The 13,697-nt window shown below is 59.9% G+C and carries 12 protein-coding genes; 5 read left to right on the top strand and 7 right to left on the bottom strand.

Going from position 1 to position 13,697, the window contains the following annotated elements; all coding sequences use genetic code 11:
• Nucleotides 1-10: 10 nt before the first annotated feature.
• Entirely contained in the window at nt 11-1,477 is a 1,467-nt protein-coding gene (locus ACFOOP_RS18665; protein ID WP_379882675.1) for an alkaline phosphatase family protein, read from the bottom strand.
• Between the two features lie 233 nt (nt 1,478-1,710).
• Here ACFOOP_RS18665 and yajC point away from each other — a divergent pair, with 233 nt between their 5' ends.
• Genes yajC through secF form a run of 3 tightly spaced genes read left to right on the top strand, consistent with a single transcriptional unit; the run spans nt 1,711 to nt 4,700 of the window.
• On the top strand, nt 1,711-2,040 hold the full coding sequence (gene yajC / locus ACFOOP_RS18660; protein ID WP_379882674.1) for a preprotein translocase subunit YajC: 330 nt from the start codon (nt 1,711-1,713) through the stop codon (nt 2,038-2,040).
• Nucleotides 2,041-2,093: 53 nt separating this feature from the next.
• A complete protein-coding gene (secD, locus tag ACFOOP_RS18655) occupies nt 2,094-3,725 on the top strand; it encodes a protein translocase subunit SecD (protein ID WP_379882672.1) in 1,632 nt (543 codons plus the stop codon).
• Between the two features lie 9 nt (nt 3,726-3,734).
• On the top strand, nt 3,735-4,700 hold the full coding sequence (gene secF / locus ACFOOP_RS18650; protein ID WP_379882670.1) for a protein translocase subunit SecF: 966 nt from the start codon (nt 3,735-3,737) through the stop codon (nt 4,698-4,700).
• Nucleotides 4,701-4,744: 44 nt separating this feature from the next.
• Here secF and ACFOOP_RS18645 read toward each other — a convergent pair whose 3' ends face one another.
• Nucleotides 4,745-5,344 carry a superoxide dismutase gene (locus ACFOOP_RS18645; RefSeq protein ID WP_379882669.1) on the bottom strand — a complete coding sequence of 200 codons (600 nt, stop codon included), beginning with the start codon at nt 5,342-5,344 and terminating at the stop codon, nt 4,745-4,747.
• Nucleotides 5,345-5,522: 178 nt separating this feature from the next.
• Here ACFOOP_RS18645 and ACFOOP_RS18640 point away from each other — a divergent pair, with 178 nt between their 5' ends.
• Complete coding sequence (locus ACFOOP_RS18640; protein WP_379882668.1) at nt 5,523-6,242, top strand: squalene/phytoene synthase family protein; 720 nt, start codon at nt 5,523-5,525, stop codon at nt 6,240-6,242.
• Between the two features lie 4 nt (nt 6,243-6,246).
• Here the strand turns inward: ACFOOP_RS18640 and ACFOOP_RS18635 are convergent, their stop codons facing one another.
• On the bottom strand, nt 6,247-7,884 hold the full coding sequence (locus ACFOOP_RS18635; protein ID WP_379882667.1) for a chloride channel protein: 1,638 nt from the start codon (nt 7,882-7,884) through the stop codon (nt 6,247-6,249).
• A 139-nt stretch (nt 7,885-8,023) separates the two neighbouring features.
• Between ACFOOP_RS18635 and glnE the strand changes: the two genes are divergently transcribed.
• Entirely contained in the window at nt 8,024-10,843 is a 2,820-nt protein-coding gene (gene glnE, locus ACFOOP_RS18630; RefSeq protein ID WP_379882666.1) for a GlnE family protein, read from the top strand.
• Here the strand turns inward: glnE and ACFOOP_RS18625 are convergent, their stop codons facing one another.
• The 4 genes from ACFOOP_RS18625 to ACFOOP_RS18610 form a co-directional block, all read right to left on the bottom strand.
• Complete coding sequence (locus ACFOOP_RS18625; RefSeq protein ID WP_379882665.1) at nt 10,844-11,059, bottom strand: ribbon-helix-helix domain-containing protein; 216 nt, start codon at nt 11,057-11,059, stop codon at nt 10,844-10,846.
• Nucleotides 11,060-11,141: 82 nt separating this feature from the next.
• Nucleotides 11,142-11,360: a hypothetical protein gene (locus tag ACFOOP_RS18620; RefSeq protein ID WP_375203729.1), complete on the bottom strand. Its 219-nt coding sequence runs from the start codon at nt 11,358-11,360 to the stop codon at nt 11,142-11,144.
• 131 nt (nt 11,361-11,491) lie between these two features.
• Nucleotides 11,492-12,883 carry a class II fumarate hydratase gene (gene fumC / locus ACFOOP_RS18615; protein ID WP_379882664.1) on the bottom strand — a complete coding sequence of 464 codons (1,392 nt, stop codon included), beginning with the start codon at nt 12,881-12,883 and terminating at the stop codon, nt 11,492-11,494.
• 104 nt (nt 12,884-12,987) lie between these two features.
• Complete coding sequence (locus tag ACFOOP_RS18610; RefSeq protein WP_379882663.1) at nt 12,988-13,494, bottom strand: SspB family protein; 507 nt, start codon at nt 13,492-13,494, stop codon at nt 12,988-12,990.
• Between the last annotated feature and the right edge of the window lie 203 nt (nt 13,495-13,697).

Raw genomic sequence — 13,697 nt, 5'->3', positions numbered from 1 at the left:
GGCGCAGCGTCTAGGGACGGGGCGGCGCGCGGCGGACACAGGCGAGGATCGGCGCGGTGACGTCTTTCGGGCGCGCGACAATGGCGTCAGCGAAGGCGGGAGGCGCCCAGAAAAAGCCCAGCGGGCTGTGATCGCCGGTGCGCGCATGATGCGTGACCTCGACCTCGCCCAGCGACGGGGAGACGAGCCTTGAAAAATCGCCATGGGTGTCGGTGCGGTCCCATTCGATAAAGACATCGGGCAGGAGATCGCGATACGGCCCGTCGAATTCTTTCGACGTGTCGATCACGCGGCCAACGATGGAGCGACCGGTTGCAGGGTTAATGAAAGAGGAAACGCCTTCGCGGATTTCTTCGATCACGGACTGATATTCATTGCCGGGCGCGACGGTTCCGAATTTCTCGCGGCCCTTGAGATTGATACGGATGGCGCCGGCATTGTCATTATGCGGAACAGCGAAAAAGCGCCGGCCCTCATAGGCGTTTTTCGCAAGGCGGCGGCGCGCCCAGCGCGCCAGCGGCGCGACGCGGTTTCGAAGGGATTGCGGGATCAGCGAGTGATAGGTTTTCTTCGCCGTTTCCGCAGTCGTCAGCGCCGCCGCATAACCAACATCCACGCGCCGCACGATTTCGTCCAGGGCGTCATTGGCGCTGATGAACTTCTCCATGCACGGCCCACCAAGCAGAAAGATATTCGCGTCGTCTCCGGCGGCTGAGATGATCGCGCCAATCGCCTTGTCGAGGCGGCGGTAACATTCTGTCAGCGGCTTGCCGATCGCGCCGGCGATTTCCGGATCGTGGAGGGCGTGCAGTTCATCCTCCACTTCCATGTAGTAGTGGCCGACATTATGCGCCTCGGAGAGGCAGGCGATGTAAAAATCATACTGCTTCCCGCGCAGCTGATCGGCGAAAAAGGACGTCTTGATGTCCACGCGCTTGAAGACGCGGGTGAGGAATTCCTGCATGGCGGCGGCGCCCTCGCGCGGCCGGCTCGCGAACCCTTCAGCGATGGGATCGCCCTCGGCGTATCGCGCCGTCTCCTTCTGCAATTCAGGCGGGTGAAAGACCGTGTGGGTCAGCGGCTCGTGGGCGAACCAGCGATGCAGCACCTCTCCATGGGCGAGGGGGGTCACCGGCATCTCGTACCAGTCGACGACGGCTCCACGATAGCCTTCGCCGTCGAGCTGTTTCCAGAAGGGGGTCACTTGGGGCAGGCCGATCTCATCGTCGGCGACGATGTCATAGGTGTCGGGCCGGAATTGCAGGTAGAAATAATGGCCGTGATGGGCGGGGTTCTCGCCTATGGCGGCGGAGGTCCAGTACTGGACGTTGCCCTGACCCGGATCGTTTTCAAGCTCAAACGTCGCAGACCGCTCCTTCAGGCGGGCGAAATTGGGCGCCTCACCGCCCGCGATCATCCGGTCGATCAGGCGGTTGTCGGCGCCGTCGAGGCCTAGAATGAGGGTTATTGCGCCCATTTAACGTTGATCCTGTTTTGCATGCCGGTCTTTCAATGATCCGGCGGCAATGGCCAGCAATTCCTGCGCCGTCCGCCGGGGAAGGGGAAAAGGGCGGCCGGGCGCATTGCAACCGGACCTTGGATGGCTATATATCCCGCGGACCTTACCGGGCCCATGTGTTTGTATGATGGGGCCATAAGAAAACAAATTACCTGGCGGCCCGGTCCGCTTCCCGAGGGAGTTATCTGCTGATGTTCTTTTCGCCCGCTTATGCGCAGGCCGCCGAGGCCGCCGCGCCGAACCCGATTCTCAATCTGGCGTTTCCGGTTCTGATTTTCGTGATTTTCTATTTCCTCCTGATCCGCCCTCAGATGACGGCGCGCAAAAAACATCAGGAAATGGTGTCGAATGTTCGCCGCGGCGATATCGTGGTCACGGCGGGCGGCATTGTCGGCAAGGTGACAAAAGTCCTCGAAGGCGAAGAGGTGATGGTCGAGCTGGCTGATAATGTGACGGTGAAAGTCGTGAAATCGACGCTCAGCGACGTTCGCACCAAGCCGCAGCCGCCCGCCAACGACTAATCGCGTCGCAAGTAAAATACGGCGCTTGAGGCGCCGAAACCGGGCTGATCCTCATGCTTCAGTTTTCAAAATTCCAGATTGCCGGCGTCGCGCTGATTGTGTTTCTTGGCGCGCTTTTCGCGGTTCCCAATCTTCTCTCCGGGGACGCCCGGAATAGCCTGCCGGGCTTCATGCCCAAGGGGACGATCAATCTCGGCCTCGATCTTCAGGGCGGCTCGCATCTCATGCTCAGCGTCGATACGGCGAAGGTGATCGACGACCGGATGAAGGCGCTGATGGGGGATGTCCGACGGGAATTGCGGCCTAACCGGGCGGCTGGCAAAGAGCGTATCTCGGTTGAAAGCCTTTCTTACGATGACGAGACCCGCACGATCACGCTGCTGATCGCTGATCCGGCGGACGCTGAACAGGCGGAAGAACGCTTGCGCGGCTTGACCCGCGGCGGTGTTGGCGGCGCGTTGGGGCTTGGCATCCGCGCTTATAGTTTGAATGTTGACGGGCAGCGTTTTGAAGTTGCGATGACGCCGGAGGCGGCGCGTTACTGGTCTGACGAAGCTGTGCGCGATTCGATTGAAGTCGTGCGCCGGCGTATCGACCCCGCCGGCAACAAGGAAGTGCTGATCGCGCCTCAAGGCGTTGATCGCATCGTTGTGCAGGTGCCTGGCGATAATGATCCGGAAGCGCTGAAAGCGCTGATCAATCGCACGGGACAGCTCAGTTTTCACCGGATGGATCCGACGGTGAGTTTCGCCGACGCGCAGGCGGGCCTTCTTCCTCCGGGACGTATGTATGTCGAATTCGCGAGCCTCGAAGGGTCGGGCCGGCCGGGACTGGTTCTCTACGAAGACGCGGAAGTCACCGGCGACATGGTTGTTGATGCGTCATCGGCGCCGGACCCCGACGGTGGTTTCCAGATCAATTTCGGTTTCGATAACCGTGGCGCGCGGCGCTTCGCTGACTATACGCGCAATAATATAGGCTCGATCTTCGCCATTGTTCTCGACAATGAGATCATCTCGGCGCCGACGATTCAGTCTGCGATTACGCAAGGCCAGGGTCGCATCACCGGTAGTTTCACCGCGCAGGAAGCCTTTGACACCGCGTTGTTGATCCGGTCCGGCGCCTTGCCGGCTGAACTCAACACCATTGAACAGCGCTCCGTCGGCGCGCAGCTTGGGCAGGATTCAGTCGAGGCCGGCGCGAAGGCGCTGATCATCGGCTTCCTTGCTGTCATCATTTACATGATCATCAGCTATGGCCGTTTCGGCGTCTACGCCGACTTCGCGCTGATCGCCAACGTCATCCTGATTGCGGGCGTTCTATCCCTGCTGGGCTCAACGCTGACACTGCCGGGTATCGCGGGCATCGTGTTGACCATCGGTATGGCGGTGGACGCCAATGTGCTCATCTTTGAGCGTATCCGCGAAGAACTCTTCGCCGGAAAGACTCCGATCAAGGCGGCTGAAACCGGCTACGACAAGGCGCGTTCGGCGATTATCGACGCTAACATCACGACGTTCCTGGCGGCGCTGATCATGTTCCAGCTCGGCGCCGGACCTGTGCGCGGCTTCGCCATTACGCTTGCGGTTGGGGTCGTGACATCGGTTTTCACCGCTTATGTGCTGACGCGTTTGTTCGCTGGGGGATATCTCCTCTCCAAGCGTCCAAAAGAAATCAAACTTTAGGGGCGGTCGATGTTGCTCAAACTGATCCCGGACAACACCTCCATCGGTTTTACGCGGATGCGCTTTATAGCGCTCGTCTTTTCAGCGATTCTGGTGGTCGCGTCGCTTGGCGCGCTGTTCACCCTCGGCCTTAATTTTGGCGTCGACTTCAAAGGCGGGGTGACGATTGAGGTCGCCGATGATGAGCCGATTGATGTTGCGGCGGTGCGGACGGCCGTTTCCGATCTCGGTCTTGGCAGCGTCGACGTTCAGACAATCAAAGACTTCGCAGATGCGGATGAGGCGGTGCTGATCCGCATTTCGCAACAGGAAGCCGACGATAGCGACGACGAAACCGCAGGAGAGACGGCGCAACAGGCGGCGTCTATCGCTGTGCAGGACGCAATGCGCACGCTGTTGGGCGATGGCGTCAACTTCCGCAAAGTGGAAGTTGTCGGTCCGACGGTTTCCGGTGAACTTGTTCAGAAAGGCGCGCTTGCCGTTGCTCTCGCGATTGGCATGATGCTGATCTACATCTGGCTGCGTTTCGAATGGCAGTTTTCTCTGGGCGCGATCATCGCGCTGGTCCACGACGTCATCATCACGCTCGGCATGTTTGCGGTGACGCGGCTTGAGTTCAATCTCGCGATTATCGCCGCGATCCTGACCATAGTCGGTTATTCCATGAACGACACGGTCGTCGTTTATGACCGCGTGCGGGAGAATTTGCGCAAGTTCAAACAAAAACCCCTGGCGGAGCTTCTCGACCTCTCCATCAATGACACGCTGACCCGCACTATCATGACGTCCGGCACGACGATGCTCGCGTTGATGGCGCTGGTGATTTTCGGCGGAGAGGTTTTGCGCGGTTTCACGCTGGCTATGATCTGGGGGATTGTGATCGGGACTTATTCGTCGATCTTTGTCGCATCGCCCTTCCTGCTCGCGACAGGCGTCAAACGCGACTGGTCGAAAGCCGTTCCGGTCGGAGCTTAAGCTCGGCGCGAAACGGCTTTCAATGATTGGCTAATGCGGAATGCTTATGCGTTCCGCAGATTGTCGCTGGCGAAATCCCAGTTCACAAGCTTGTCGAGGAAGGTCGAAATATAATCCGGCCGCTTGTTCTGGTAATCGAGGTAATAAGCGTGTTCCCACACATCCATGGTGAGGAGCGGCGTGACGCCAGCTTCGGTCAGCGGCGTTTCGGCGTTCAGCGTCTTGCGCACTTCAAGCTTGCCGTCCTTGGCCACGAGCCAAGCCCAGCCTGAACCGAATTGTGTAGCGCCAGCGTCAGCGAAAGCCTTTTTGAAGCCTTCGTAATCGCCAAAAGCGGAGTTGATCAATTCTGCAAGCTGGCCTGAAGGAGCGCCGCCGCCCTTTGGGCTCATGGAATTCCAGTAGAATGTGTGATTCCAGGTCTGGGCTGCGTTATTGAAAAGGCCTTGATCGCCTTTTTCCGCGGCCGCTTTCACGATCTCTTCAATCGACGCATTATCAAGGTCTGTTCCTTTGATAGCGGCGTTGGTTTTGTCCACATAGGCGGCGTGGTGTTTGTCGTGGTGAAATTCGAGCGTTTCCTTCGAAATATGCGGTGCCAGCGCGCTCTTGTCATAGGGAAGATCAGGTAAGTTGATCGCCATTTTCGCCTCTCATTTGCTATGCGCGCTATCTATGCAAGCCGTCGCTGCAGTGCAACCGCGCTTTTTGACATCTCGTTTGGTCATTTCAGCGCTGTCGATAGAAAAACTAAGCCTCGCCGAATGTTCATGAAAAGTTGTTCTCTTTACACCGCCGCCGACCTGTCATTGATTGGCGCGGATGTCACAAACACCAACACTGAGCCGGGATCATTGTTCCAGCCTCGTCCGCGAGCAGGACGAAGATCGCTGGCTGGCCGCACAATATGCGAAAAGCCCGCTGCAAAATGCTTTGCTGGCGTTGGCAGCGCTCCGCATTGAATTGCGGCGCATTCCGTCGCAGGTGAGTGAACCGCCGCTTGGCGAAATCCGGTTGCAGTGGTGGCGTGAAGGGTTGGAAGCAATTCGGGATGGCGCCGCTCCTCAGGCCCATCCGGTGCTGGAGGCTGCGGCGGCGACGCCGCTTGTCGACGCGCGCTGGGCCGGGCGGCTGGATAAGGTCATCGATGTGTCGGCGCGTTCGCTATATGGCGAAGGCTTTACCTCTGTCGAAGATCTTGGCGAGTGGTTGGGGGAGAGCGAAGGTGCGCTTGATGCGCTGGCGGTTGAGATCGCTGGCGGCGACGAAGCGCTTGCCGCCGCCGCCGCGAGCGCGGGAGTTGCTTTCGCCATGGCGCGAGAGGGCCGGATCATGGCGCCCAGACTTGCTGATAAAATCGGCGCCCATGCCGCGGCGCTATACAAAACGGCGGCGACGGCTTTGTCGAAAGCGGAGCCGGAATTTTCGCCGGCGCTTCTTCATCTATCGTTGACGCCGCTCTATCTGCGCAATGGTCTGACGCGGGCGCCATTGCGCAAGCGCGCCAGGCTTTTTTTCGCGATGGCTTTCGCACGCTTTTGAGGCGTCAGGTGTGGTGCTCGATATGTTCGTCGATCAGCGCTTTGTTATAGGCGGCCAGCGCCTTCACCCGTGACAGATAGCCGACGATCTGATCCTTGTCCGCAGCGTCGACGACAGGAAGGCCGTGTTCTTCCGCTTCGTTCAGTTTTGCGAGCGCGGCGCCAAGCGACTGTCCGGTTTCAAGGCGATCGGCGTCCGCTGGCAGGGGCGAGCCCGGCGGCATTTTCTCCATGACCTCACGCACGCGCATGGTTTTGAGGATGATGCCTTGGGGGCCTTCGGAAAGGTCATAGCCTCGCCGCGACAACTGCCAGTGGAAGAATGACCGGCCACATGTCCACTGCGTGATGAGCGTTGCAATAGCGACAGCAACCATCAGCGACACGGTGATGCCATATTCGCCGGTGAGTTCGAAGACAATAAGCGTTGTTGAAATCGGCGCGCCAAGAATGGCGCCGCTGACGGCCCCCATGCCGATCATGGCGTAGTAAACGGGGCTGGCCGTGGCGCCCGGAAATATCTGGCTGAGACCGGCGCCGAAGGCTGCGCCCATGAAAGCGCCGATCACAAGCCCCGGAGAAAACACACCGCCGCCAAAGCGGCAGGAAAGCGTCACCGCCGTCGCCGCCGCTTTCATCAGCACAAGGATAACCAGAAGATGTATGGCGTAATCGCCATTGAGCGCTTTGGTTACGGCTTCATAGCCGACGCCGAACACTTCCGGATAAAAAATTCCGATAAAGCCTACGATGACGCCGCCAATGGGTGGAAGCAGCAGGTAGGAGATGTTCCGGTTCTGTGCAAACTCGCGCACGCTGACCGTCATTCTTTCGACCGCCTGCAAGAAGCCGGATGCAACAAGGCCGCAGAAAACACCGAGAAGTGCGGCGAGGGGAACATCAATTGTGTTATGGACCGCCCCATAGTCCGGCGGTGCGAAAGCGGGAAAGTCGCCAAGGTGAATGCGCGTCACGATCGCCGCAGCGACGCTCGCCGCCGCGATAGGGCCGAACATCGACAAGGCGTAATTGCCAAGAATGACTTCAAGCGCGAAGAGAACGCCGGCGACCGGCGCGTTAAAGCTCGCCGAGACCGCCGCCGCTGCGCCGCAGCCAAGAAGCGCGCGCCGGTGTTTGGCTGTGAAACCAAGTTTGCGGTTCAATATGGATGCGATGGTTGCGCCGAGATGGACGGCCGGGCCTTCACGGCCGGCGCTGCCGCCGGCGCCGATAGAGACAGCGGAGACTGTGGCGGCGGCAAGGCCTGCGCGCAAAGAGATATGCCCGCCCGTCACCGCACGCGCTTCGATCACGTCGGCGACCCCCTGGCCGCGCCCGCCTGTCAGCCATTTGAACCTGTCGGCAAGGTAAAGAATGCCGGAAACGACGAAGCCCCCGATAACTGGCGCCGCCCAGGCGCGCCATGTGGTGAGGGACGCCGCGCCGCTGACAACGCCGCCTTCATCTTCGCCAAAGGCAAGGCTGGAAACCGCATCGATGGCGAAACGAAATCCGATCACGCCATAGGCCGCGGCGGCGCCGATCAGGACGGCCAGGGTCCAGACGCGAAGCACATCCACCCGCTGGAGCCGGCGGCGCAGTTTGCGCAAGGCGATGAGGATGCGAGCAATCTTCCGCGGCATGACGATCGTTATAGTTAATGAATTTCGTTCATATCAGCATTCTGAGCGAAGTCTAAATGTCATGAATTGTTTAACGGCGAATTCACCCTGCTTTGCAATCATTGCGGTCTATCCATAGCTATGACGCACGGGGATGATTATGGCGGCGCCGACGACGCAAGCAGCACGCACAGCAGCGGACAAGATTGATCCCGCCCGCGCCCCCGCAGCGCTTGAGCGGTGGCGGCGAGCTGTCGCGGACGCTCTCGGCGGCGATCCGGGCGCGCCGCTCGACCGGCCCGATCGCCGTCTTTTAATGCTTCGCGTCTTTGGCGCTACGCGCCGTCTCGCCGAACTTTGCATGACTCACCCCGACGCTGCAGCGACGGCGCTGATTGATGGCGCATCGCCGGTGCTGGCTGAAGCGGCTCGCGACATGACGGCGCTTGATCGCGGCGTAGGCGGGCCGGATGCGCTGCATGCGGCGCTGGCGCCGCTCAAAAACCGGGTCGATGTCGCCATCGCCATCGCTGAAATGAGCGGAGAGTGGAGTGTCGCGAATGCGACCGCCGCCCGCGTCGATTTCGCCGAACGCATGGTGGAGACGGGCCTGCGGTGGCTGGTGCGCGCCGCCGTCAAAAGAGGTGAACTCTCCGTTGAGGACCCCGAGAATTTCCTGCGCGGCGTTTTCGTTGTCGCGGGCAGCGATTTCGCCCATGAAGATCTTTCGCCCTTTGGGCCTCTCGACATCATTGTGCTTTATGACGAGAAGGCGTTTGGCGGCCCGACGGCGCGCGGCGCCGATCGCATCTTCGTTCGCATTGGCGCTGAATTACGCGAGGCGTTTGAAGGCAAACCCGGTGAATATCCGCTTTATGGGCTGAGAACGCCCTTGGGCTCAGGCGTTGGCGGCGCCGGTTACGCAGACAGTATCGCCCGGGTGAAGGCGACAGCCTCCGGGCCTCAGGCGGACGCCCTGAAAATGTGGCTTGGCGCCGCGCGGGTCGTCGCAGGCGACCGCACGGCGGGCGGCGCATTTCTCGAAGAGATGGAACAGATCGTCTGGTCTGACAATCCGATCGCCATGGAAGCGCTGCGCAGCTTTGTCGCGCAAAAAGATACGGACCCGCGCGGCGCCTTCCGCCGCGTCGCCGGTCTCTGCCGCCTGGCCATTGGCGGTCTGCGCCCGGTATTCCGCACAGCTTCCGCGCGTGAAATTTTCGATACGGCTGCGAACTCGCGCACCTTGTCGAAAGACGCCGCGCGCCGTCTCATTGCTGGCGAGGAGCTGGCGCATATTGCTGTCTCCCGCCTTCAAATCATGAAGGGCGCCGCCGTCACCAGCGTGGAGCGTGAGGATGAACAGAACGCTTTAGCGTTGTTGTGCGGTTTTTGTGAGTATCAGGATCTTGAAGCTGCGCTCAATGGCGCACGCGTTGACGCTGCGAATACGTTGCGCCGTCTCGCCGCCGGTCCTCAGCAGGAGATTTCGCTGTACCGCAATGGGGAGACCGAAAAGGAAGGCGACGCCGACAAGCTTGAAGATCTTGGCTTCCTGAACGGACAAAGCCTTTCCGAAGCGGTGGACAATTGGGCGCGCCGCGCTGAAGCGCGCCTCGGCGGGAAACGGTTCTCCGCGCATGCTCCGGGCCTGTTGACCGATTTTGGCGAGACCCAGCATCCCAATGATGCGGTGCGCCTGTTTGATCAGTTGCTTGAGACAGCCGGCGAAAAGCACGACGTGTTCGCACTTGTGGGCGACGGCGCAGCAGCGCGTAATGGACTTGTGGATGCATTCGGCTCCTTCGGCGCTGTCGTTGAGCCGCTTACGAAGTCTCCGGAGCTTGCGGAAACTCTCTTCGAACAAACCGGAGCGGAGACGCCGCAGTCGGGTAAGGAATGGCTGGGCCGCTTTACGCCGCCGGCGCCCAAAGGCAAAACCGCGCTTGCCGATCTTGCGGCCTGGCGCCGGGAATTGATGGCGCGCATCGCCTATAATGTAGCGACAGGCGCCACCGGCTTTGACGCCGCAGTAGAGGCTTTTGAGCAAATCCACATTCACACGCTGACTAACGCGTTTGACATCACGCGAGAGGCGGCGCCGGCCGCAGAGAAAAAAGCCGGCGGCGGTATCGCGCTGCATGTTTTCGAATCTGACGGCCCGCATTTGCCGGGCGCAGCCACCCATGTGGGCTTTATCGCCCGTGAAGAAGCAGGTGATGATGGCGAGGCTTTCGCCAAGCGCTATCTGCACGCTCTGAACGAGCTGGGTGAGGGCGTCTTTGCCATTACACCGGATGTAACACACCGTCCTTGCGGTCTGGCGGGCCCCATGGTTCCCGATCTCAAGGCGTTCAAGGGCTATGTTCAGTCCGAGGCCGTCGCCCATGAACAGATCATGCTGGCGCGCGGCCGCGTCATCGCTGCTGGCGATGACAAGGTTGAGGAAGCTGCGCGTGACGCTTTACGCAGTGTTGTCGCCGGCGCGCGCCGTGCTGACATTCTTTTCCGTGATCTCGATCGCGCGCGCGCCCAGCGCATGCGCCGTGAACGCGCATCTTCGGATTGGGATATCGACCGCCTCGAAGGCGGACGCACAGATGTGGAACTGGTGATCTCGACGCTGATCTACAAACACGCGTCTGCGCATCCTTTCGTTCAGGACGCCACGCCGACGGAAGCGCTGGACGCCATGGCGCGATCCGGGTTGATCTCGGAAGAGACCGCGCAATCGCTTTCGTCCGCACGCCAGTTCTGGTCGCGGCTGCAGCTTGCGCGTGCGCTGAGCGGCTGGAGCGATCCCTTGAAATCGCCGGTGCGGCGCCGTTTCGGCGGGCTGATCGCGCGCGCGGCGGGCGTTCAGAAATTCGAACAGGTGCGCCCGATGATGCGCGGCTATGCGGATGAGGTGACGCGCAGCTATGCGCAGATCGTGCTCGGTCGACCGTGCATGAACATCGCCTCGCACGCAGCGGGCTGATCACGAAGCCTTCAGACGCTTCAGAATGTAAACCCTGATCGCCGACGCCAGCCCCGGCGGCGGGCTTTGCTTGAGACGGTTTCTGTCGATTGAGTCGATCAGCGCGGGCAGGGTGCGGTTGTCCGTCGCCGCCATGGCGTCGAGCGCGTCCCAGAACTCTGCTTCGAGAGCGATGCTGGTGCGGTGGCCTTTGAGGGTGATGGATCTTTTGCGCATTGTTCAAACAGGTAAACCGGCTTCCCCTGTTTTGTGAGGAAACCGGTTTTCAGGCGCTGTGCAAGCGGAAAGTCGTCTGAGCTTAGCTCTTGGCCCAGTTGTCAAGGCCGTGGGCGCGGATTTTCGAAGTGGCGAGGGTTACGCCATCGATAATGCCGGCCATGTGCGAGACGGCCTCGGAATCGGCGCTTGAAAGGTCTGCGCCAAGGGCGGTGTAAAGCGTCTCGATGTCCACATCATGCGCAAACAGAAATTGCGCAAGGAGGAGCCGGAGCTGGCTGTCGGAAGGTTTATCGGCCATGTCGTAACGTCCTTGTCCCAAAATGCGTCACGCGCTGTGCGCGCTCCCGAAGGGTAAGGCAAGAACCGGTCCAACGCCTGCGTAAAAGGTTAACCGGGGAAAATTTACGCGAAAATCCCCGAAATTCAGCCCTATTTGGGGCCGATCATCTTTTCCGGACGGACAATGCGGTCGTAATCGGCGGCGCTGACAAGGCCCATCTTTACCGCTTCTTCCTTCAGGGTTGTGCCATTTTTGTGCGCCGTTTTGGCGATCTTGGTGGCGTTGTCATAACCGATTTCCGGGGCCAGGGCGGTCACGAGCATTAGCGACTGTTCCATCAACGACTTGATGCGCGTCTCATTCGCTTCGATGCCGGTGACGCATTTATCCGTAAAGGAGCGCGAGGCGTCGGCGAGGAGACGGATCGACTGCAATGTGTTGTAGGCGATCACCGGCTTGAAGACGTTAAGCTCAAAATGGCCCTGGCTGCCGGCGAAGCTGACGGTGGTGTTGTTGCCCATCACTTGCGCGCAGACCATGGTCATCGCTTCGCATTGCGTCGGGTTGACCTTGCCCGGCATGATCGAGGAGCCCGGTTCATTTTCCGGAAGCGAGATTTCCCCGAGCCCCGACCGCGGACCGGAGCCGAGCAGACGGATGTCGTTTGCAATCTTGAAAAGGCTCACCGCGATCTCGTTGAGCGCGCCATGCGCTTCGACCATCGCGTCATGCGTCGCGAGAGCCTCGAACTTGTTCGGCGCCGTGACGAAAGAAAGCTTCGTATAAGCCGCAACTTCGGCGGCGAACATTTTCGCGAATTCTTTTTTGGAATTGACGCCGGTGCCGACGGCGGTGCCGCCCTGCGCCAGCGCATAAAGCGCCGGAAGGACAGCCTTGGCGCGCTTGATCCCGTTCTTCACCATGGCGGCGTAACCGGAAAACTCCTGACCGAGAGTTACCGGCGTCGCGTCCTGCAAATGGGTGCGGCCGATCTTAATGATCTTCGCAAAAGCCTTCTGTTTTGCGGCGAGCGCTTCATGAAGATGTTCAAGCGCCGGGACCAGTTCGTGCACAATCTGTTCCGCCGCAGCGATATGCATGGCGGTCGGAAAGGTGTCGTTGGACGACTGGCTCATATTCACATGATCGTTCGGGTGAACCGGATCTTTCGAACCGATGACGCCGCCGAGAAGTTCGATCGCGCGGTTGGCGATCACTTCATTGGTGTTCATATTCGACTGTGTGCCGGAGCCCGTCTGCCATATCGATAGAGGAAAATGATCGTTCAGTTTTCCTTCGGCCACTTCGATGGCGGCTTTTTCAATCGCTTTGCCGGTTTTCGCCGGCATGGATTTTAGCGCCATGTTGGTGCGCACTGCGGACAGTTTGACGATCCCTAGCGCGCGGACCAGCGGCGCAGGCATTGTTTCCTCGCCGATCGGAAAATTGATCAGCGAACGGGCCGATTGCGCGCCGTAATATTTGTCGGCTGGAACCTTGAGTTGGCCAAAGCTGTCGGATTCGGTGCGGGTTTTCGCCATGATGAGATCTTTCGGCAGGAGTTATATGAATAAGCAGGAGAGGGGCGGTGAGCGCGGTTTATGACGGCGTCCGCTTGGCGTGCAAGCGGCGCGTCGTCGCGGCGCTATTTCTTGCGGAAGGAATCGAGGCTGACGATGTCCGCCCCTTCGCTCTTGTCAGTTTTTTCTTCAGCCGCTTCTTCGGTCTCGGCTTCGGGCGCGGCTGAAGTCTCTGCGCCGCCGTTTTCGTTCTCAGGCTCTGAGACGTCGAAATTCACGCCGAACTGGGCGCTCGGGTCGGCGAACTGGGTGACGGCGTCGAAGGGGATTTCAAGCCGCGCCTCCTTGCCTTTGAACCACAGGGTGACGCCAACCTCGTCATCGGTGACGGTGAGGTTCTCGAACTGATGCTGGAGGACAATGGTCATCCGCTCGGGATATTGTTCTTTGAGATGGTCAGGGATGGAGACGCCTGGAGCGCCGGTCAGAAATTCGATGAAGAAGTGATGTTCGCCGGGCGCATCTCCGAGCTCCGCCACAAGCTTCAGTACATCGCGCATGAGAAAGCGGTAGGCCCGCTTCTGGGCTTCCTGAATCAGGTCGTTGTAGTCCAGCTCGATGTCTTCACTCACCGCAAACAGCCTTTCGGGTCGTCAAAATGCGCCGATGTTGTAGCGGGGTTGTTCTCATGAGGCCAGCAGAACCGGCTGAATGGAAATTGAGGAAAATATAGTCCCCGGCTTCTGGCGCCAGGAGCCGGGCCCGCGGGCGAAGGCCTGCACGTCGAAAACTAGGGAGCACCTGTTGTAATTGCGGTTGAAATGAAAGTGGGAGC

This window comes from Hyphococcus aureus (assembly GCF_042643165.1).
Classification (GTDB): domain Bacteria; phylum Pseudomonadota; class Alphaproteobacteria; order Caulobacterales; family Parvularculaceae; genus Hyphococcus; species Hyphococcus aureus.
The sequence above is the reverse complement of the archived record's forward strand: the minus strand, read 5'-3'. Positions and strand labels throughout refer to the sequence as shown.